At 39.9% G+C, this 22,409-nt stretch carries 16 protein-coding genes and 3 pseudogenes; 12 read left to right on the top strand and 7 right to left on the bottom strand.

The annotated features are described in order from the left end of the window. Positions 1 to 85: 85 nt before the first annotated feature. A pseudogene (locus tag M5121_RS15900) lies at positions 86 to 265 on the top strand (hypothetical protein); the annotation flags it as partial. 55 nt (positions 266 to 320) lie between these two features. Here the strand turns inward: M5121_RS15900 and M5121_RS01415 are convergent. Further along, positions 321 to 785: a hypothetical protein gene (locus M5121_RS01415; RefSeq protein ID WP_249570066.1), complete on the bottom strand. Its 465-nt coding sequence runs from the start codon at positions 783 to 785 to the stop codon at positions 321 to 323. A gap of 195 nt (positions 786 to 980) precedes the next feature. Here M5121_RS01415 and M5121_RS01410 point away from each other — a divergent pair, with 195 nt between their 5' ends. The 4 genes from M5121_RS01410 (at position 981) to dapC (ending at position 6,628) form a co-directional block, all read left to right on the top strand. Continuing rightward, positions 981 to 1,370, top strand: coding sequence for a tautomerase family protein (locus M5121_RS01410; RefSeq protein WP_249570065.1), 390 nt, complete (start codon positions 981 to 983; stop codon positions 1,368 to 1,370). A 119-nt stretch (positions 1,371 to 1,489) separates the two neighbouring features. Beyond that, on the top strand, positions 1,490 to 2,707 hold the full coding sequence (gene purT, locus M5121_RS01405) for a formate-dependent phosphoribosylglycinamide formyltransferase (protein WP_249570074.1): 1,218 nt from the start codon (positions 1,490 to 1,492) through the stop codon (positions 2,705 to 2,707). A gap of 24 nt (positions 2,708 to 2,731) precedes the next feature. Then, positions 2,732 to 5,395, top strand: a complete 2,664-nt coding sequence (gene glnD / locus M5121_RS01400) for a [protein-PII] uridylyltransferase (RefSeq protein WP_249570064.1) — start codon at positions 2,732 to 2,734, stop codon at positions 5,393 to 5,395. 63 nt (positions 5,396 to 5,458) lie between these two features. After that, complete coding sequence (gene dapC / locus M5121_RS01395; RefSeq protein WP_249570063.1) at positions 5,459 to 6,628, top strand: succinyldiaminopimelate transaminase; 1,170 nt, start codon at positions 5,459 to 5,461, stop codon at positions 6,626 to 6,628. Between the two features lie 50 nt (positions 6,629 to 6,678). Here the strand turns inward: dapC and M5121_RS01390 are convergent, their stop codons facing one another. Continuing rightward, on the bottom strand, positions 6,679 to 7,299 hold the full coding sequence (locus M5121_RS01390) for a LysE family translocator (RefSeq protein ID WP_249570062.1): 621 nt from the start codon (positions 7,297 to 7,299) through the stop codon (positions 6,679 to 6,681). A gap of 134 nt (positions 7,300 to 7,433) precedes the next feature. Between M5121_RS01390 and M5121_RS01385 the strand changes: the two genes are divergently transcribed. From M5121_RS01385 to M5121_RS01375, 3 genes are all read left to right on the top strand, one after another. Beyond that, the gene (locus tag M5121_RS01385) at positions 7,434 to 7,886 is read left to right on the top strand and encodes an Lrp/AsnC family transcriptional regulator (RefSeq protein ID WP_087536207.1); all 453 of its coding nucleotides are present in this window, start codon (positions 7,434 to 7,436) and stop codon (positions 7,884 to 7,886) included. Positions 7,887 to 8,047: 161 nt separating this feature from the next. Beyond that, positions 8,048 to 9,238 (top strand): efflux RND transporter periplasmic adaptor subunit, encoded by a 1,191-nt coding sequence (locus M5121_RS01380; RefSeq protein WP_249570061.1) that lies wholly within the window; start codon positions 8,048 to 8,050, stop codon positions 9,236 to 9,238. Between the two features lies 1 nt (position 9,239). Beyond that, positions 9,240 to 12,389: an efflux RND transporter permease subunit gene (locus tag M5121_RS01375; RefSeq protein WP_249570060.1), complete on the top strand. Its 3,150-nt coding sequence runs from the start codon at positions 9,240 to 9,242 to the stop codon at positions 12,387 to 12,389. A 55-nt stretch (positions 12,390 to 12,444) separates the two neighbouring features. Here M5121_RS01375 and M5121_RS01370 read toward each other — a convergent pair whose 3' ends face one another. Next, entirely contained in the window at positions 12,445 to 12,933 is a 489-nt protein-coding gene (locus tag M5121_RS01370; protein ID WP_249570059.1) for a glutathione peroxidase, read from the bottom strand. After that, positions 12,930 to 13,349, bottom strand: a complete 420-nt coding sequence (gene msrB, locus M5121_RS01365) for a peptide-methionine (R)-S-oxide reductase MsrB (protein ID WP_087547410.1) — start codon at positions 13,347 to 13,349, stop codon at positions 12,930 to 12,932. The genes M5121_RS01370 and msrB overlap by 4 nt, the downstream gene beginning before the upstream one ends. A 238-nt stretch (positions 13,350 to 13,587) precedes the next feature. Between msrB and M5121_RS01360 the strand changes: the two genes are divergently transcribed. Continuing rightward, the gene (locus tag M5121_RS01360; protein ID WP_249570058.1) at positions 13,588 to 15,018 is read left to right on the top strand and encodes a pyridoxal phosphate-dependent aminotransferase; all 1,431 of its coding nucleotides are present in this window, start codon (positions 13,588 to 13,590) and stop codon (positions 15,016 to 15,018) included. Between the two features lie 173 nt (positions 15,019 to 15,191). Here the strand turns inward: M5121_RS01360 and M5121_RS01355 are convergent, their stop codons facing one another. The 3 genes and pseudogenes from M5121_RS01355 to M5121_RS01345 form a co-directional block, all read right to left on the bottom strand. Further along, entirely contained in the window at positions 15,192 to 15,596 is a 405-nt protein-coding gene (locus M5121_RS01355; RefSeq protein WP_249570057.1) for a hypothetical protein, read from the bottom strand. 721 nt (positions 15,597 to 16,317) lie between these two features. Continuing rightward, positions 16,318 to 16,473, bottom strand: a pseudogene (locus M5121_RS15940) (RHS repeat-associated core domain-containing protein); the annotation flags it as partial. A 1-nt stretch (position 16,474) separates the two neighbouring features. Beyond that, positions 16,475 to 16,919, bottom strand: a pseudogene (locus tag M5121_RS01345) (tetratricopeptide repeat protein); the annotation flags it as partial. Positions 16,920 to 17,134: 215 nt separating this feature from the next. Between M5121_RS01345 and dnaE the strand changes: the two are divergent. From dnaE to cysE, 3 genes are read left to right on the top strand one after another with little or no spacing between them, the layout of a single operon-like run. Continuing rightward, positions 17,135 to 20,698, top strand: a complete 3,564-nt coding sequence (gene dnaE / locus M5121_RS01340) for a DNA polymerase III subunit alpha (protein ID WP_249570055.1) — start codon at positions 17,135 to 17,137, stop codon at positions 20,696 to 20,698. Positions 20,699 to 20,711: 13 nt separating this feature from the next. Beyond that, positions 20,712 to 21,551: an RNA methyltransferase gene (locus M5121_RS01335; protein WP_005160643.1), complete on the top strand. Its 840-nt coding sequence runs from the start codon at positions 20,712 to 20,714 to the stop codon at positions 21,549 to 21,551. Next, entirely contained in the window at positions 21,446 to 22,360 is a 915-nt protein-coding gene (gene cysE, locus M5121_RS01330; RefSeq protein WP_349628948.1) for a serine O-acetyltransferase, read from the top strand. The genes M5121_RS01335 and cysE overlap by 106 nt, the downstream gene beginning before the upstream one ends. The last annotated feature ends 49 nt before the right edge of the window (positions 22,361 to 22,409 follow it).

Raw genomic sequence — 22,409 nt, 5'->3', positions numbered from 1 at the left:
TTCTGTTTCTTGCTCATGGTAAACTCCTAATGAGTATGTATAGTTTACCAAGTTAAACCCTCCTGTTTTTTAAGCACACATCACAAATCATAAAGGTGGCAAATGTGTAGCAACAAATGTCGTAAAAACCAAAAAAGAAACCACGAAAGCAAAAGAGACAATGAAACATGACACCATGAAAATGTCATCGGATACTAAAAAAGCAGCAACAACATCAACCACACAAATCAAGCAGGAAGCCACAAAAACAGGAAAAACGTCATAAACCCAAACGCATGATAGCTTTAACCAGCTGAAGCGAGATTCATCATCTCGCTTTTTTATTTAGGTGAGGTATTGCCTAAAGCTGGATTATCAATTGCATCTTTACACTGTGCCTTGTCTCGTTCGTAGTCAGCTTGCTTTTGCGTTGACGAACCCACATTCTCTTTAACATCTCTTGCCCAAGTATCAAGACTGGTCAATGCTTTACGGCATAGCGCATATTTTCCTTCAGTCACAGAATCCGTCATTTTGACATTAATTCTCCAATCGGTACTGAGTTGTCGTAATGGTTTTCTGACTTTATCTTCGATCTCAGCAGGTTGTTTATTGTAGACAATTGGATCAATTTCATTAATCAGCTTCCAAGCAGCTTGTGCGTAACTTGTTGCATCATTATTAAGTTTGGGTGCTGCTTTAATTTCCACTTTTTTTTCTGGCTGATTGCTTGAATGATCACATGCAGTCAATAAAAGGCTGCTAAACAACATTATTGTCGCTACATGAGTTTTTGTATTAAACATATCAAATCGCCAATGGAACATTTGCGCATTATGCTAGTCAATTCAGCAACAATACTCAATCGTTGTTACTTATTTATCGCATAGAACAATCTACGTTCTAAAGAATTGATTTAATGCCAATATCATTTACAGTGGTGAAATAAAAATATCATGTGAATCAAAAATTTCTAATCTTAATTTTGGAATAACTTATTTATGTCTCAAATCAAAATTTATGCACTACATCAAACGATTCAACAATTTAGAACTCAATTGTCAGGTGCTATTCACCAAGCACTGGTCACAAGCCTAGATTATCCTGTAGAAAAAAAATTTCAGCGCTTTATTGCTTTAGCTCCAGAAGATTTTATATATCCAAATGATCGCAGTGAAAAATATTTGATTATTGAAATTTCAATGTTTGAAGGGCGAACAACTTCGGCAAAAAAACAATTTATTCAATCAATTTTTTCTAATATTCAGCAGCAATGTGGTATTTCCCCACAAGATATTGAAATTACAATTTTTGAAACCCCAAAATCAAATTGGGGAATCCGTGGTCAAAATGCAGATGAATTACGACTTAACTATCAAGTCAATGTCTAAACAGATCAACACGATGATAAGCCATATTTTTTGTCTAACAAAACCTTGTTTTTTGTATCAGACAAGCTTAATTCATCAAAAAGTTCTGCTATGCTTAACCACAAATTACTCAGGATAGGATTACACGCATGAGCGTCACTCTTGGAACTCCACTTCAATCTTCTGCATTTAAGGTTTTACTGTTAGGTTCTGGGGAGCTAGGTAAAGAGGTTGTGATTTCTTTACAACGCTTAGGTGTCGAAGTTCATGCCGCAGATCGTTATGATCATGCACCAGCCATGCAAGTTGCACATTTTTCTTATACATTGAATATGGCTGATCCAACTGAATTAAAACAACTCATTGAAAAAATTCAACCCAATTTGATTGTTCCTGAAATTGAGGCAATTGCGACTGAGGTTTTGCTTGAAATCGAGCAAAGCCAAACTGCAACCGTGATTCCATCGGCAAAAGCCGTCAACCTCACCATGAACCGTGAGGGCATTCGCCGTTTGGCTGCGGAAGAACTCGGTCTACCAACATCCGCTTATCGCTTTGCCAGTACTTTAGAAAGTTTCCGCGCAGCATGTGATGACATTGGTTATCCAAACTTTGTAAAGCCAGTGATGTCATCATCGGGTAAAGGTCAGTCTCGCGTTAAAAGTTTTGATGAAGTTGATGCCGCGTGGGAATATGCCATGCAAGGCGGTCGTGTGAATCAAGGTACAGTGATTATCGAATCACAAATTGATTTTGATTTTGAAATCACCTTATTAACAGTTCGTGCAAAAAACCCTAAGACTGGCGAAATCGAAACCCATTTCTGTGATCCGATTGGACACCGTCAAGATGCGGGTGACTATGTCGAAAGCTGGCAACCTCAACCCATGACTGCTGCTGCCTTACAAGAAGCTAAACGTATCGCACACAAAGTAACAACTGCATTAGGTGGCTGTGGTATCTTTGGGGTAGAACTATTTATCAAAGGCGATAAAGTTTGGTTCAGCGAAGTTTCCCCTCGCCCACATGATACGGGTCTCGTAACTTTAGCTTCTCAATTCCAAAGCGAATTTGAATTGCATGCACGTGCTATTTTAGGTTTACCTGTTAATACAGCTCGCCATAGCACAGCTGCAAGTGCCGTGATTTATGCAGGTGTAGATGCGAATAACCTCAGCTTTGATGGCTTGAATCTTGCTTTAGCCAATCCGAATACTGACTTACGTTTATTTGGTAAACCTGAAGGTTTTAAACGTCGCCGTATGGGAGTTGCAACAGCACGCGCTGAAACAACAGACCAAGCACGTGAATTAGCGCAACAAGCTGCTGACCAAGTGAGCGTACACACAAACTCTTAACTTAAATTGAGTAGACCCATTTTCATGATCAATACATCTCCTTTGCTGAACTATGTCACCAGTCATCATGATATTAAAGCCATTAATCAATGGCGAACAGATGTAGAAAAGCAATTACAAGAGAGTTATGAAAATGGGCAACCGATTCGTGAAGTGATTAAGGCTCGTTCAAACTCGATTGATGAGGCCTTGGTCTTTTTATGGAATCATGCTGAATTAAATAAAACTGAATTAGGTTTATTTGCGGTCGGAGGATATGGTCGTCGCGAAATGCTGCCATATTCCGATACTGACATCATGATTTTATCTGAAGATGAAATCAGCGAAGAACAAGAAAAACTGATCTCAACTTTTATTTCATCCTTATGGGATGTTGGTAATTTTAAACCTGGAATTAGCGTTCGTACGATTCAAAACTGTGTTGAACAAGCAGCAAATGATTTAACTGTTGCTTCAACTTTAATCGAAGCACGTTTAATTTCAGGCAATGAACAACTGGCTAAATGGCCACGTCGTATTGTCGCCCAAACATGGACAGATAAAACGTTCTATGATGCCAAAATGGCGGAACAGACCAAGCGCTACGCTCAACACAATAATACTGAAAGCAATTTAGAACCAGATATTAAAAATGCACCTGGCGGTATTCGTGATATTAATCAAATTGGTTGGATTGCCAAACGTCACTTCCGTGTCAATCGTATTTATGATTTAGTTCATTTAGGCTTTATTACTGAATTTGAATTAGGCGTGCTGGAAGAAGCTGAAAGTTTCTTATGGGAGATTAGAACCCATTTGCATCGTATCGCAAAACGAGATGAAAACCGCTTATTATTTGAATATCAAAGAGATATAGCAGCAAAATTTGGTTATGTCCGCGAAGAAGGTCAACCTGTGAACTTTGCAGTTGAACAATTCATGAAGCGTTATTATCGAACAGCGCAACAAGTTTCAACGCTGAATGAGATGTTACTTGCTTACTTCAATGAATCAGTCATTACCCCTCGTCTGCCTGATTATGAACGCCAAATTATCGACATTAATGACCGCTTTAAAATTGTAGACGGCAAACTCGCTGTTCAGCATCACAAAGTATTTTCTGAAGAGCCGAGTGCAATTTTAGAACTATTCTATCTGTTAGCCAATCGACCAGAAATTACAGGCATTCGTGCTCGTACCTTGCGTCTTCTTGTGCTCGCAGCCAAACGAATTGATCAACGTTTCAGGGACAATCCAGAACATCAAGCATTATTCATGTCAATTATTCGCTCACCGCACTTATATGACACGATGGTGGCGATGAAACGTTATGGCGTACTAGGGAACTACATTCCTTCGTTTGGACAGATTACAGGATTAATGCAGTACGATCTGTTCCATATCTACACGGTAGATGCACACACCTTATTATTACTCAGAAACTTAAGTCGCTTTAAAGAACCTGAATTCGCTAAAGAATTCCCTGTGGTGAGTTCAGTATTCCAACGTATTGCGCGTCACGATATTGTCTATATGGCAGCAATTTTCCATGATATTGCGAAAGGTCGTGGCGGCGATCATAGTGAATTAGGGGCATTAGATGCCATCGAGTTCTGTCGCACGCATGGTTTTACTGAACGTGAATGTAAACTTGTGGCATGGTTGATTAACAATCATCTACTCATGTCCCTTACTGCACAGAAAAAAGATATTTCTGATCCAGATGAAGTGAAAGAGTTTGCCGAAAAAGTCGGTGATATGGAACATTTAAACTATCTATACACTTTAACAGTCGCTGATATTAATGCCACGAATCCTAAACTTTGGAATACATGGCGTGCTTCCCTTATGCGCCAGTTGTATACCTATGCACGAGATGTCATTCGTTCAGGCTTAGGTCGTCCTGTTGACTATCAAATGTTAATTGAAGACACCAAATTTGCTGCCAGTGAATTATTGGTCAATGACTTCTCTCTCGCCGAAGTCGAAAAAGTTTGGCAAGAACTCGGTGATGAATATTTTGTCAAGGAGTCTGCCAATGAGATTGCATGGCACACTCAGGCAATTCTACAGCACGGCGACAACCCTGAACCGTTGGTTTTACTCCGCGCACATCGTAATGCTGCGGATGACGCCGTTCAAATCTTTATTTATACCCGTGATCAACCGAACTTATTTGCAACAACGGTTGCTGTCTTAGACCGCATGAATCTTGACGTTCAAGATGCAAGAATTATTACTGCAACCACCTCATTTAGTTTAGACACCTACTTAGTTCTTGATCGTTTTGGCACATTGCTGACCGATCCAGAGCGTGAACGCAAAGTCAAAGCTGCACTTGTAGATGCGCTCAGCCATTCAGATCAATACCCGGGTATTATGCAACGCCGTATTCCACGCCATTTACGTCATTTCGATGTGCAAAATACCGTGGATATCGTACTCAACCCAACTTTACAGCAACATATGGTTGAAATCTCAACGCTCGATCAACCGGGTCTCTTAGCTCGGATTGGCGCCTTGTTTATGCTACAAGGATTGGATATTCACTCTGCAAGAATTGCAACATTGGGTGAACGTGCCGAAGATATTTTCTTTGTGACCAAGAAAAATGGCGTATTGCTTACAGATGAAGAAGTCCAGGCTTTTGCGGAAACGCTCAAAGCGTCTTTGGATGAAGTGTCAAATCAGGTTTTTAACCCATCGTAATTCCAATTTTCATCAATACATTGGGCGTAGGCAATACGCCCCTACAGTTTGGTAATTGTTTCAATGAACTCAAGTTTATCTTTATTGCATCCTTATCCTTTTGAAAAGTTAAACGAGCTTTTTAAAGGAATACAACCTGCCGATTTACCGTTGATTCCACTATCAATTGGTGAACCTAAACACCCCGCACCTGAGTTCGTTAAACAAGCGATTATTGATAATTTTGGGCATTTATCAACCTACCCCAATAGTAAAGGCTTGCCTGAGCTGCGCCAAAGTATTGCACAATGGTTGAGCAATCGTTTCAAACTGAACCATATTAGTGCAGAAGAACATATTTTGCCTGTTTCTGGTACACGTGAAGGTATCTTTTCTTTTGTGCAAGCCTTAATTAAACGCGAAGATGCACCGTATATCGTGATGCCAAATCCGTTCTATCAAATTTATGAAGGTGCTGCATTATTGGCAGGTGCAAAGCCTTACTTTATCAACTGCACCGAGGAAAATGGTTATTTAGGCGACTTTGATGCCGTTCCTGCGGAAGTATGGGAAAAAACAGCATTATTATTCGTTTGCACACCGGGTAATCCAACAGGTACTGTACTTTCAAAAGAGCAATTCAAAAAGTTGATTGCACTTTCTGATCAATATGGTTTTGTGATTGCTTCTGATGAATGTTATTCAGAGTTATGGTTTGATCAGGCACCGATTGGGCTTTTAGAAGTTTGTGCTGAAATAGGACGTGATGATTATAAAAATTGTATCGTGTTCCATTCCCTTTCTAAACGTTCAAACCTCCCGGGTATGCGTTCGGGTTTTGTTGCGGGTGATGCAGCATTATTAAAACCTTATTTGCAATATCGTACCTATCACGGCGCTGCAATGCCTGTTCAACATCAATTGGCTTCGATTGCGGCATGGAATGATGAGGCACATGTAGAAGAAAATCGTCAACAATACCGTGCTAAATTTGATTTATTCCAAACAGAGTTAGGACATTTATTACCGTTACAAAAACCTGATGCAGGTTTTTATTATTGGTTAAAAGTTGATAATGATGAAACTTTTGCGAAAATGTTGATGGAAAAAGCCCATATTAAGGTGTTACCAGGTCGATATTTATCTCGTGATACCGAACAAGGTAATCCGGGCGAAGGACACGTTCGGATGGCACTCGTCGCAGATTTAGTACAGTGTGAAGAAGTGGTAAAACGACTAAAAGCAATTCTTTAATCAATAAAATATCTGAAGAATCTATGTCAAAGCATGGATTCTTCAGCAACTTATGAAAGCTGTCCAATCATCAATATGGTGGCAATCAAAATCATTAAGCTCCCCGAAATACGACTGACTATTTTTACAGCTTGAGGTCGTGTACTTAATAATTTCTTCGCTGCGATTCCAACCAATACATAAACAATCGTGCAACTAATTAGATGAATAATACCTAAAGAAAGGATCTGAGCTGTAGCTGAAAACTGCAAATTTGGGTGAATAAATGGCGGTAATAGTGCAAAAAAGAGCAATAAAACTTTTGGATTTAACCCACTAATTCCCACACCTTTAACGAACCAAGACTTTGCTGAATCAAACGCAGATATCTGCTGTTCAGTACTTGAGATAGTAGCTGGTCGAATCAACAAGCTTATTCCCATCCACAATAAATAACATGCACCAACAATCGTTAAAGATGTCAATAAAATTGGATAATAACTAACTAAAGTGCCCACGCCAGCTGCAACACACAAAATCGCTAAAAAATGCCCCAACACCAAGCCCATCACCGCTGTCATAACAAACTGCCCCTTTATGCCAGCTAGAATCGCATAAGCCCAATCTGCGCCCGGTGTTAAAACAAATAAAATTGAAACACACCAAAAAGCAAAAATTACACTTAGATCCATATCAGACACCTACTCGCCATCATTATTATTTTTCACCATTTGGTGAAAATAGAATTGAGAGAATAGGCTTTAATGCTTAAAATGTTATTCCAAATGTTTGCTTGTTTTTAAAACTAAAAGGTAGATTATTCCAAATGGATCGCATTGATAAGAAAATTATTGCTGAACTGCAAGCAAATGGGCGATTATCTATCACCGAATTGGCTGAAAGAATAGGTTTAAGTCTATCCCCTTGTCATCGCCGAGTGAAAGCTTTAGAAGAATCTGGGGTCATTAAGGGTTATCATGCCGATCTTGAAGCATCTCAAATTGGCTTTAATTTTGCGGCAATTATTTTTGTGACTTTAAAAGATGGTGATAAGCGGGCTTTGTCTAGCTTTGAAGAAAAGGTTAGTGAAATTACCAATGTGATTCAAGCACAGCGACTGTTTGGCAATCCTGATTATTTGTTGCATGTGGTGACCAAAGATCTGGCAAGTTTTCAAAAACTTTATGACGACAGTCTGTCTGCTTTACCGAATGTACAGCGCCTTACTTCCACGATTGTAATGAAAAGCGTAGTGACTAATCGCTTACTTCCTTTATAGCAATCTGAAATTATAGCGAGTGATCACTTTACAAGCCGCATCCTGTTAGATTGTGTTGAAACTCGTCCTTTATTAATTTTTTCATCTGTCAGTTTACTATTGACCATCTCTTGAAATCTTCGTCTATACTTAGGTCATCAATATTTGGCGATTATGGAAAGATGGCTTCTCAAACTCCCCAGAAAACTAAAAAAAAAATTTGGTTTATTTTAGCGATCATTGTTGTTTTTTTAATTATTGCAATCATGTTTTGGCAAACAAACAAAGCCAAAAACTCAGCAAATATGGAAAAGCGCAAAGGGGCAAATTCAGCAGAGCAAAAAGCAGCCCTGACGGTGACGGTTGTTCAACCTGAACAGCAAAATTGGAAACAAAGCTTTACTGCAAATGGAAACATTGCAGCATGGCAAGAAGTTGTCATTGGGAGCGAGCTATCAGGTCAACGACTTACTCGCGTCAATGTCAATGTCGGTGATGAGGTGAAACGCGGTCAAGTTTTAGCTGAAATCAATAGTGAAACAATACGTGCTGACCTCGCAGCAGCTCAAGCAAGTTATGCTGAAGCGCAAGCTGTTTTAGCTGATGCGATTACCAATAACAAACGTATTCAACAGCTTAAAAATACGGGTGCAATTTCTGCTCAAGAATCCACGCAATATCAAACCTCACAAGCGACTGCACAAGCTCGTCTTGATGCAGCTAAAGCTCAAATTAAAAGTAATCAATTACGCCTAGCTCAAACCCAAGTGGTTTCACCTGATAATGGTGTTATTTCAGCACGAACTGCCACGGTTGGATCTCTAGCACAAACAGGACAGGAACTGTTTCGCCTGATTCGGGATCACCGTCTGGAATGGCGCGCGGAAGTCACCACTTCGGATTTGTATAAGCTCAAGCAAGGGATGAATGCGCGTATTTTCTCGCCTGACCCTGCCCAGCCTGCCATTACAGGCAAGGTTCGAATGATTGCCCCTGTAATTGATCCACAAACCCGTTATGGCTTGGTTTATGTTGACTTGCCAGCCACTCAGGCGGTTCGGATGGGCATGTTTGTAAAAGGTGAGTTTGATTTAGGTGAGAAACCAGCACTCACTATTCCACAAACTGCCTTGTTGCTACGCGATGGCTTTGCCTATGTATTTATTGTGGGGAACAACAACCGTGTGACACAGCAAAAAGTGACTGTTGGGCGACGTTTGGCTGATCGTGTTGAGATTCTGGACTTGCCTGCCAATGTAAAACTGGTTGCCTCTGGCACAGGCTTCCTTGCCGATGGTGATTTAGTCACTGTCGCCAAAGATATCCCTGATACGCCATTGACCAAACAACTTGTGACCACACAGGGGAATTAAAATGAATTTCTCTGCTTGGTCAATCCGCAATCCCATTCCAGCCATTTTATTGTTTATTATGCTGGGATTGACGGGTTTAATGTGTTTTAAATGGATGAAAATCCAGCAATTCCCCGATATTGAATTGCCAATGGTGACTGTGACCGCAGCCCTGCCAGGTGCTGCACCACCACAGCTGGAAACTGAAGTTGCCCGTAAAATTGAAAACTCGATTGCCACCCTGCAAGGTTTAAGGAATCAGTACACCAATATTCAAGATGGTGTTGTTACGGTCACAGCAGAGTTTCAACTGGAAAAACCGCTACAAGAAGCGGTTGATGATGTTCGTAATGCTGTATCACAGGTGAGATCCGATTTACCTGCTGATTTAAGAGATCCGATTGTTAGTAAAATAAATTTATCAGGCTCGCCAATTCTCACCTACACCATTCAATCACCGAAAATGGATGAAGAAGCACTGTCATGGTTCGTTGACTATGATATTGCCCGCGCCATGCTACAGGTTAAAGGTGTAGGTGCAGTCGCCCGTGTGGGCGGTGTTACCCGTCAAGTTGAAGTTGAACTCGACCCTGAAAAATTACTGGCATTAAATGCAACTGCTACAGATATTACCCGTCAATTACGCTTGATTCAGCAAGACGCCTCAGGCGGTCAAACCAAAATTGGGGGCAGCGAACAGTCAATTCGTACTATTGCAACCGTCAAAACGGCTGCAGAGATTGGTGCAATGGATCTTGCGCTCAGTGATGGTCGCCATATTCGCCTTGATCAAGTTGCATCTATTCGTGATGGAATTGCAGAACGACGCTCTGCCGCATTGCTGAATGGACAACCTGTGATTGGCTTTGAAATTACCCGTAGCAAGGGTGCCAGTGAGGTTGATGTTGAGAAAGGTGTAATTGAAGCACTGGATAAACTCAAGGCTGCACATCCAGACATTAAAATCACCGAAGCATTTAACTTTGTTAAGCCCGTTGCTGACAACTATAAAGGTTCAATGTCGCTTCTTTATGAAGGGGCAATTTTAGCAATCTTGGTAGTTTGGCTATTTTTACGTGATTGGCGTGCAACAATTATCGCTGCAACTGCCCTACCACTGTCTATATTACCCGCCCTGATTGGGATGTATTACTTTGGATTTACCCTCAATACAGTTACCTTGCTGGCAATGTCGCTGGTGGTCGGGATTCTGGTGGATGATGCAATTGTTGAGATTGAGAATATCATTCGACATCTCAGGATGGGTAAAACACCCTATGAAGCGGCAATGGAAGCAGCGGATGAAATTGGTTTAGCAGTGATTGCAACCACGTTCACGTTAATTGCAGTATTTTTACCAACAGCTTTTATGAGTGGAATTGCAGGTAAGTTCTTTGTTCAATTCGGTTGGAGTGCTGCATTGGCAATTTTTGCTTCTCTATTAGTTGCACGCCTGCTTACACCAATGATGTCTGCTTACATTTTAAAACCATGGATTGGTCAAGTTGAAAAGCAAGATGAAACTTTAGATAAGCAATCAAAACTAGATCATGGTACAACAAAACTAGCTAAAGATCGCGCCAACGATGGACGTGTCATGCGTGGCTATATGCGTTTAGTCACATGGTGTTTAAATCATCGTTGGGTCACTTTATTTGGGGCAATTGCCTTTTTCGTTGGCTCAGTGATGCTGATTCCTTTACTGCCAACAGGTTTCGTTCCACCACCTGATACAGGACAGACTCAAGTTCGTTTAGAGCTTGCACCCGGTTCGCAATTTGTTGACACCTTAAAAACAGCAGAATACGCACGCAATCTGATTAAAGATCATCCTGAAATCAAGAGTATATACACAACGATTGGTGGTGGTGCAGCAGGAACAGATCCTTTTTCAGGTGGTGCTTCAAGCGAACCAAGAAAAGCCACATTAACCATTCAGATTACTGGACGTTCTGATCGTAGTGCAAGTTTACAAGAGATTGAAAATCAAATTCGTCAACGTTTGGCTCCACTGCCGGGTGCTCGAATACAAGTTGGTCTAGCTGGAAATAATAGTCAGTACCAACTTGCTCTTTCAGGTGATGATCCTGAAGCTTTAATGTCTACAGCACGTAAGCTTGAACGAGAATTACGCACTATTCCAAATATTGGGAGTATTACTTCAAGCGCGGCTTTAATTCGTCCTGAACTGGTCATTCGTCCTGATTTTGCTAAAGCCGCAGATTTAGGTGTCACCACCTATGATATTGCTGAAACTTTGCGTATCGCCACCGCAGGTGATTTTGATCAGAATCTAGCAAAATTAAACTTATCTCAACGTCAAGTTCCCGTTGTGATTAAACTGCCTTTGGCTGCTCGCCAAGATCAGGAGTTAATGAAACGCTTGATGATCAAAGGCAGCCACGGCCCTGTGATGTTAGGGACGATTGCAGATGTCAATATTGAAAGTGGGCCATCGCAAATTGATCGTTTCAATCGTTTGCGTAATATCAATTTTAATATCGAGCTGAATAATCAACCGTTAGGTGATATTGCTGCTAAAGTTGACCAACTTCCAACCATGAAAAACCTACCACCAACAGTTAAACGTACCAATATTGGTGATGCTGAAGTCATGCAAGAGTTATTCTCAAGCTTTGGTTTGGCGATGCTGACAGGTGTATTGTGTATCTATGTTGTTCTGGTTCTTTTATTTAAAGACTTCCTACAACCGATCACTATTCTGGTCGCTCTACCTCTATCACTCGGTGGCGCATTCGTACTATTACTTTTAGCAAAAAGTAGCTTCTCGATGCCAAGTTTGATCGGTTTGATTATGTTAATGGGAATTGCAAGTAAAAACTCGATTCTATTGGTCGATTACGCAATTATCGCGAGAAAGGAAAAAGATTATTCTCGATTGAATGCGTTGTTGGATGCCTGCCATAAGCGAGCACGACCAATTATCATGACGACATTAGCAATGGGCGCAGGTATGCTACCGATTGCGTTGGGTATCGGAACAGATCCGAGTTTCCGTGCGCCAATGGCAATTTCTGTTATTGGTGGGTTAATTACCAGTACCTTTTTATCGTTATTGGTTATTCCTGTAGTCTATACCTTCATTGATGATATCAACCGTAAATTAAACAGCTTTAGAAAAACAAAGCCCACATCAATTGAACAGTCTTAAGCAAAATTCCAACAAAAAAAGACGGTCAAATGACCGTCTTTTTTGTTGTTCAATACTATTTTTTTGCTAATGCTTTTTCAATATCTGCTTCTAAGGCATCTGGTTTAGTCGTCGGAGCATAACGCCCTAAAACTTCGCCATTACGCCCAACAAGAAACTTGGTGAAATTCCATTTAATATTCTGACTTCCCAAAATTCCCTTTGCTTCACGCGTTAGAAATCGAAAAATAACATGTGCTTCAGGACCTTTTACATCTACCTTTGCAAACATTGGAAAACTTACACCATAATTTCTTTGACAGAATGCGCCAATTTCTTTATTCGTGCCAGGATCCTGACCACCAAATTGGTTACAAGGGAACCCTAAAACCTCTAAGCCTTGAGCTTTATATTTTTCATGCAACTTTTCAAGTCCTGCAAATTGTGGTGTAAAACCACACTTACTTGCAGTATTTACAATCAGCATGACCTTGCCTTTATAATCAGCGAGCGCTTTTGTTTCTCCCTCTAACAATTCAGCTTCAAACTGATAAATGTTACTCATGGATAGGTTTCCTCGTCATTCTTTTCTTCTGTTTTAAGTTGTAATGATGCCGAATTCACGCAATAACGCAGTCCTGTCGGCTGTGGACCATCCTCAAACACATGACCCAAATGTGCATCGCAATCATGGCAGACAATTTCCGTTCTAACCATACCATGCGATAAATCTTCATGTTCTTCTATTGCAACACCATCAATTGGTCTATAAAAACTTGGCCATCCACAACCGCTATCGTATTTCGTTTCAGATGAAAAGAGTTCTGCACCACAACATCGGCAGACATAAATACCATGCTGTTTGTTATTCCAATATTGCCCTGTAAATGCTGGTTCTGTGCCTTTCTGACGAGTAATACGATATTCTTCTGGTGATAGTTCTCTTTGCCATTCCCGCTCTGTTTTATTGACTTTTCCCATAACCTACACCTTTTATTCTGATGTTAAAAATATCTCGATGATCAGGTTTTATATTTACGCCATTCATAACAAAAACTCTAGTCTCATAACGTACAATTTAGTGAAATTTAAGCATTAATTTTTAATAGCAAAAAGAAAGCAATTTTAAATTTAAAGGTAAGCAAATTTTAACAAAACTATCTTTCTCGTAAGCAAAGATAGTGTTATCCTTGTTTGGCACGGTTGTATAGGACAAAAAATGTCTCAGAAAAAAAGTGTGGTTTTTCAAAAACTCTTACCAACAATCAAACAATATCAACAATCAGGTTTTACCTATGAAAAAATTGTTGAATTACTTAGAGATCAACATGATCTAGATTTGGTAAGTGTCGAAACCTTTAAAAGTTATTTATACCGATATGCAAAAGTGAATCCAGCTATGTCTAAAAATACTGTTACATCCCACTCTGCTCAATCAAATCGTGAAATCAAGAAATCATCGAAACTTGAGCATGTTTGCTACGACATTCGTGGACCAGTATTACGCGTTGCCAATGAAATGGAGGAGCAAGGACACAAAATCATTAAGCTCAATATCGGCAACCCTGCACCTTTTGGTTTTGAAGCTCCACAAGAAATTATCAATGATGTTGCATTAAACCTACCGAATGCGATTGGTTATACAGACTCCAAAGGGATTTTCCCTGCGCGTAAAGCCATTTGCCAGTATTATCAGCAAAAAGGCGTTTTTGATATGCACGTTAATGATGTGTATGTTGGAAATGGCGTGTCGGAACTGATTGTGATGGCAATGCAAGGTTTATTGAACGATGGCGATGAAATGCTTGTTCCTATGCCTGACTATCCATTATGGACGGCAGCAGTCAATCTCTCTGGTGGTAAAGCTGTTCATTATAAATGTGATGAAGAAAACTATTGGTATCCTGATCTTGGCGATATGGAAAGCAAAATCACAGCAAACACGCGTGGTATTGTCATTATCAATCCAAACAACCCAACAGGTTCTGTTTACCCACGTCATGTATTGGAGCAAATTGTTGCTTTAGCTAAAAAGCATGACTTAATTTTGTTTGCAGATGAAATCTACGACAAAATCGTTTATGACGGCATTGAGCATGTTGCTGTTGCAGCTTTGGCTGGCAATCAACTTTGCATTTCATTTAATGGTTTATCAAAAGCCTATCGTATTGCTGGTTATCGTGCAGGTTGGATGGCGATCACAGGTGATAAATCACGTGCTGCAGACTATATTGAAGGTTTAGACATGCTTGCTTCAATGCGTTTGTGTGCGAATCATCAAGCACAATATGCAATTCAAACTGCACTCGGTGGTTACCAGTCTATCAATGATTTAATTCGTCCAGGCGGTCGTCTGTATGAACAGCGTAATATTGCATGGGAAATGTTAAATGAGATTCCTGGAGTAAGTTGTGTTAAGCCTGAGGGTGCAATGTACTGTTTCCCAAAACTAGACCCTGAGATCTATCCGATTGAAGACGATGAGAAATTGATGTTGGATTTATTAAAGGCTGAAAAAGTTTTATTGGTTCAAGGCACAGGTTTTAATTGGCCAACACCAGATCATTTCCGTGTAGTGTTCTTACCTGCTGAAAATGAGCTACGTGAGGCAATTAATCGTTTAAGCCGTTTCTTGGCAAAGATGCGTTAAGCAAAATTAGTAATACAAAAGGAAGCAAATCGCTTCCTTTCTTAAGATATATACTCAAGTTAATGGCTTAGAGTAATTTAATTGGCATTTACTCTCTAAAAATCTTTGACAACTCCACAATGAAAATCAACTAGAGGAATTTCGAATATATTTTGGTTTCAGTAAATACTTACTTAGCTTGGACAAAGTATTTCTTGTCGACCATTAATAGATTGTGCATTTACCCAATCCCCTAAACCGATATGATCTAGATATTTTTTATTAATTTCATTAATTAAATAAGGTGGTCTACTATTACTTTTAAAATCTATTGAATAGTACCTCAATACCCAATAGTCTTTAGGATATTTCATAACATCAAGTTTCCCCTTACAATCATCCCTAAGTTTATCCATTGAAATATTTAGCTGCTGTAATGAACAAATTGTTCTCCTAGTGTTAATAGCTCGACAATCCAACCAAGTAGACCAATTTCCTCGCGCTTCAATCCTATATTGAATATTATCTGAAATTAAAATTAAAGATTTTTCATAGGAATTTGAATAATCGAAATAGCCAGAACAGAGTTTTCCATCCATAAAACAGCTAATTCCAATCTTAGCCTTCCAATCACTTTCACAAGAGCATAAAATAATAGATAAGAATAAATAGAAACAAAAAAATTTCATATCTCTATCTCATTGGAGGGGGTGAACAAGATGGACAATAGGGTTTATTGAAGAAATTAATTTTATAGCCATCATCAATTTTAAATACTCCAGATTTAATATCAAATGATTTAATTCCTCCTGCATTTGTAGCACCTATTTCAGTTAATAAATTTCTTCCGGCATTTAAACTATTTGATATATATGTCGAAATAAAACCTGAATTATTATTAAAAGGGTCTTTGGGCTTATGCTGTTCAAAATTATATGTGTCGGAATACAATTTTCCGTTTGAGCTCATAGTCAACTCTCCATAGACCCAATAACCTTTATCCTGATTACTAGGTATTGTATTCCATTTTGATGAGACCCAGTTTCCTAAATCATCTCTATAACCCGTAACTCTTACACCTAAGGTAGTATTTCCTAATCTTGTTACCCCCCATTGACCAGAGCCATTTGGCTCAACCATTAATCGACTTGCATTTACATTCAAATCTCGTCCTAAATCACCATTAATTGTTAGATTCGCATTTGCTTGAGCAACATTCGGAAAATCTCCTCTAAAATAGTCTTTAGGTAAACTAGCAAATAGACTTGCTTGTGAAGTTATTGCATTTGACATATCCCAATTTGACAATTGTTGAAAATCTAATCCACTCGAATCGACATTCATCACAGGATTACTACCCGCATACGCATACGGATTCAAACCACCCTCTAACCCAATCGGATCAGCTTCCATATAACGACCCAATTCAGGGTTGTAATAACGGTTGTGGTTATAGAAATGACCTGTTGCTGCATTAAGCTTGTGCAAGATCCAATCCCGCATCAGCAGATTTGGTCATCCATTCCAAGCCCTTTTTTAATATTAATATTAACGCCATCATCACCATAGAGGTATAAAAACCTAAATAATTGCCCTTTTTGTGCCGCCTGTGTATACCACTTTAACGCTGTGGGATTATCTTCTTCAGTCCCTTCGCCATAATCATACATATACCCTACGGAAAAAAGTGCATTAGCATTTCCCTTTGCAGCCGCCTTTTTGAACCACTCTAATGCTTTACCAAAATCTTGATCGACCTCATTTCCATAATAATAAGCATCTCCAAGATTATTTTGGGCAATTGCATCACCGCTTTTTGCTTGTTGAACGAGTTCTTGACTAAAAGATACATCCTCAGCTTGAGCTAAAGAAATTGCGCTCATACTTAATAATATTGAAAATACGATATTCTTTAATTTCATTCTTGAACCTGCTTTGGTACATTTTTATGCAGATACATTCTAGCGGTTAAACAACTTAAGTAAATGTATATTTATATTTCCATATAAATCAAAAGTTAATTTTTATTAATTTATAAAAAGTACAGAACAAATAGACAGTTTGCCAAAATATTAAGCATGCCATTTTCGGTTTGCATGCTAAACTATGCGTTGCTTTGAAAAAGGATAGTCCTTCTATGCGGTTTGTTCATCTCGGTATCCATACAGAATTTTCGATTACGGAATCGATTGTTCGCATACCTGATTTGGTCAAAGCTGCCGTTAAAGATGACATGCCTGCGCTTGCATTAACAGACTTATCCAACTTGCACGCTGCGGTGAAATTTTATGAAGCTTGTTTAAAAAAAGGCATTAAACCTATTTTAGGCAGTGTCATTCGACTGAATGACGCAGAGCACCGCGCAACCTTATTAGCTATGAGCAGTAAAGGTTGGCGAAATCTAACCGAAATCGTATCTCGGGGCTTTATTGAAGGACAACAACTTAGTATCCCATGCGTACAAAAAGAATGGATACTTGAACAATCAGAAGATTTAATTGTATTGCTTGGACAGCATAGTGATGTTGGCAAAATGCTTTGTTCATCCAATCCACAAAAAGCAGAACCTTTGTTAGAAGCATGGATTGAAAAGTTTGGTAATCGTGTTTATTTAGCATTAACACGTACTGAACGTGTTGGTGAAGAAGATTTTATTCAACAAGCCGTTAAACTCGCTGCTAAATATCAAATTGGTGTCGTTGCACATAATGATGTTCACTTTGTTGAACAAGATGATTTTGAAGCACATGAAGCACGTGTGTGTATTGCTGATGGTTATGTCCTTGGTGACGATAAACGTCCTAAGAATTATAGCTCTGAACAGTATTTTAAAACTGGTGAGCAAATGTCTGAGCTATTTTCAGACATCCCAAGTGCAATTGAAAATACCTACCATATTGCCAAACGTTGTAATGTTGCCTTACAACTCGGGACTTACTTCTTACCTGATTTCCCGATCCCAGATGGCTATACCATCGACACCTATTTCGAACATTTATCTCGTACAGGTTTAGAGGAACGCTTAAATCACCTTTACCCTATTGCTGAACGTGATGAAGATTGGGTTGAAATTCGTAAACCTTATGATGATCGTATCAAGTACGAAGTTGATATTATTTTAAAAATGGGTTTTCCAGGTTACTTCCTGATCGTCATGGACTTTATTCAATGGGCCAAAAATAATGGTGTGCCTGTAGGTCCTGGCCGTGGTTCGGGTGCTGGTTCATTAGTTGCCTACAGTTTAAAAATTACTGATCTAGATCCATTACGTTATGATTTGCTTTTCGAACGTTTCTTAAACCCTGAACGTGTCTCAATGCCCGATTTTGACGTCGATTTTTGTATCGCAGGTCGTGACCGAGTGATCGAATATGTCGCACAAAAATACGGTCGTGAAGCCGTTTCACAGATTGCGACTTTTGGTACGATGGCTGCAAAAGGCGCAATCCGAGATGTTGCACGTGTCTTAGGTAAGTCTTATGGTCTAGCTGACCGTATTTCCAAAATGATTCCGACCAAGCCGCTTGGCGTTGATCTAGTCACTGCGATTGACATGGAACCACAGCTCAAAGACATCGTGACCAACCCATCAAACCCTGATAATGACGATGCTGCTGAAATTTGGGAAATGGCACTTAAGCTCGAAGGCATTACACGAAACACAGGGAAACACGCAGGTGGTGTAGTCATTGCACCCGGAAAAATTACCGATTATTCAGCGGTACTGTGTGAAGCAGATGGAACAAGTCGTGTTGCGCAATACGATAAAGATGATGTTGAAGCAGCAGGTCTGGTTAAATTTGACTTCTTAGGTTTGCGTAACCTCACAGTTATTGAAGATGCCGTTCAAAATATTAATAAAAGAATCAAATCTGAAATTCCTCTCGAAATTGCAAATGTTCCATTAGATGACAAGGATGCTTATTTAGTCTTTGCGGACGCAAATACAACTGCGGTGTTCCAGTTTGAATCCGTCGGCATGAAAAAAATGCTCAAGGAAGCAAGACCGAGTAAATTTGAAGAAATTATTGCCTTCGTTTCTTTATACCGCCCCGGTCCAATGGATCTAATTCCAGACTTTATCCATCGTATGCATGGTGGTGAGTTCGAATATCTACATCCATTGCTAGAAAGCGTACTTGAACCTACCTACGGGATTATGGTTTACCAAGAACAGGTGATGCAGGCAGCACAGTTCTGCGCAGGCTATACACTTGGTGGTGCAGATTTACTTCGCCGTGCCATGGGTAAAAAGAAACCTGAAGAAATGGTTAAACAGCGCCAAATCTTTATTGAAGGTGCTGCAAAAAAAGAGATTGATGAAGCGACAGCAAACCATATCTTCGACTATATGGAAAAGTTCGCAGGTTATGGATTTAACAAATCACATGCCGCAGCCTATGCCCTTGTTGCCTATCACACTGCATGGTTAAAAGCACATTATCCTTCAGAATTTATGGCGGCGGTTTTATCATCAGAAATGCAGAATACGGACAGTATCGTATTTTTAATTGATGACTGCCGTAATAATAAATTAGAAGTGCTACCGCCTTCCGTAAATATGTCTTTGTATCATTTCCATGCCAGTGATGAGAAAACCATTGTTTATGGTCTCGGTGCAATTAAAGGTGTCGGCGAACAAGCGATGCAATCGGTCATCGACTCACGCATCAATGAAGGTCCATACAAGGATTTATTTGACTTCTGTCATCGAATCGACCTGAAAAAAATCAATAAACGTACCTTAGAAGCCTTAATTCGTGCGGGTGCGTTGGATTGTTTAGGTATTGAACGCTCAAGCTTAATGGCTCAATTGCCTGAAGCTGTTCAAGCGGCTGAACAAGCACGAAGTAACCGTGAGACGGGTATCATGGATTTATTTGGTGAAGTTGAAGAAGTTCAACGCAAACCTGCTAAACCTGTGAAACCGTGGTCAGACGAAGTTCGCCTTAAAGGTGAAAAAGATACGCTTGGATTGTATCTCACTGGTCATCCGATTGATGTCTATCGTCCAGAATTAAAATCGTTTATTCCAGCAAAATTAAATGAACTAACACCTACTCGTCGTGGTGTCACGACCGTCTTTGCTGGTTTAGTCGTTGATATTGCCAACTTCCCGAACCGTATCATGATTACACTAGATGATGGTACTGCTCGTGTGGAAATCAGCTGTAATCATGAGCGTTTTCAACGTTATAAAGAAATCGTTCGTCTAGAACAAGTCATTGTTATCGAAGGCGAAATCTACGAACGTGAAGGCTTTGATCGCCCAATGGCGCGTTTAAGTAAAGCGTTTAATTTAAATGAAATCCGCCAAAAGCGAGCCCAAAGTATTCAAATTCGTCTCCCTCAAGATTTAATGACCAAATCTTTAGCCAAAGATTTACAGGCAATTTTATTACCTTATTGCAATGTCGATATGTGTCAGCATATTGCTTTACAAATCCAACTTGAACAAAGCTTTGCGACAGCAGAGTTGCATCTAGGTCCGCAATGGAAAGTCGCACCTTTAGATGAATTGCTAGGCAAGCTACGTGATTATTTTGGTAAGGACGCGATTTTTATTGAATATCAAGTGAAGTCAAAAGCTGCAAAAGTAGCAGAAGCGCCTAAAGTAACGACAGTTGCACCACCACCTGAAAACATGTCTATGGATGAAGCGCTTGATCTGTATCAAGCTGAAATCTCTCAATACTCTTAATTTTGGATGATATATGAATCTGTTTGACTCAAATAACGTGTCCAAACACTTGGATCATGTGCGTATTGTGATGGTCAATACCACCCTACCAGCCAATATTGGTAGTGCCTTACGCGCAATGAAAACGATGGGTTTATCTCAACTCGTTTTAGTTGCGCCTAAAACCTATCCACACCCAGATATTGATGCTTTAGCCGCAGGTGCACAGGATTTAATTGAAAAAATTGAGATCGTTGATACTTTAGAACAAGCTATTCAAGACTGTCATCTCGTGTTTGGAACCAGCGCACGTAGTCGTACCATTCCATGGCCGTTACTGGACGTACGTCCTGCTGCAAAAGAAGCGTTACAAGCTGCAACTCAACAACAAAATATCGCTATTGTTTTTGGTCGTGAAGACCGTGGTCTCACCAATGAAGAACTTGCTTTAGCCAATTATCACTTAACCATCCCAGTTAATCCTGAGTATGGTGTTTTAAATGTCGCACAAGCGATTCAAGTCATTTGTTATGAGTTGAGAATGGCTGCACTCGAACAAAATACGCAACAAATGACTGTTGTTCCAGATGATCACATGCAACTTAAACAACAACAGAGCATGGAATGGGATGAGCCATTAGTAACACAAAAACAAATGGAAGAATTCTATCCTCATCTAGAAAAAATGCTGACTGAAATCGAATTTTTAGATCCAAATAATCCTCGTTTACTTCCATTACGCTTGCGTCGACTGTTCGGAAGGATACAATTAGATCGTATGGAATATCATTTATTGCGCGGAATCTTCAGCCGCGTACAGGCTTTAGCCAAAGGCTCATGGAAACAAACCAATTCGGAGGATCATGCCCAATGATTAAACAGCTTAAAGAAGATATCGAGGCTGTATTTGCACGTGATCCTGCTGCTCGAAATACACTCGAAGTTCTAACCACCTATCCGGGTATTCATGCTTTGATCATGCATCGTATGGCACATGAGCTTTGGAAAAAAGAGTACAAAGGTACAGCACGTTTACTTTCTTCATTTAGCCGCTTTGCCACAGGAATTGAAATCCATCCTGGCGCAAAAATTGGTAAACGCTTTTTTATCGATCATGGTATGGGTGTGGTGATTGGTGAAACAGCTGAAATTGGTGATGATGTCACGCTTTATCATGGAGTAACGCTTGGCGGCACAACATGGAATAAAGGCAAGCGCCACCCCACGCTTGAAGATGGTGTGGTGGTGGGTGCAGGTGCTAAAATCCTCGGTCCCTTTACCGTCCATAAAGGTGCAAAAGTTGGCTCAAATGCAGTCATCACCAAAGAAGTTCCTGAGGGCGTAACCGCCGTTGGCAACCCTGCACGATACATTTTCAAGGATAAAACCCAGATTGAGCAGGATGAAGCACGCCGCCGTGATTATGCTGAAAGCATCGGTTTCCAACCTTATGCCACCACTCAGGATCAGTCAGACCCAATTTTAGAAGGTATTCGTGTTTTACTGGATCGGATGCAGCAAAATGAAAAGCGCATGAATACCCTTTGCCAGCGCCTCTCGCTACTAGACCCAACATTTAACGGTCAAAAACAGAAGACCCAGCCATTTAGTAAAGAAGAACTTAAAATTATTGAAGAAGTTAGACGTGAATGTGAAGCTCAGAGCAAAACTTCTTCGAACTAATCCAATTTATAAAAAATGTAACAAGCTTCTCGTTGCAAGTTGGTTTTGC

It is taken from the genome of Acinetobacter sp. ANC5681, from assembly GCF_023488045.1.
Lineage (GTDB): Bacteria > Pseudomonadota > Gammaproteobacteria > Pseudomonadales > Moraxellaceae > Acinetobacter.
This window is presented reverse-complemented; position numbering and strand designations above follow the sequence as displayed.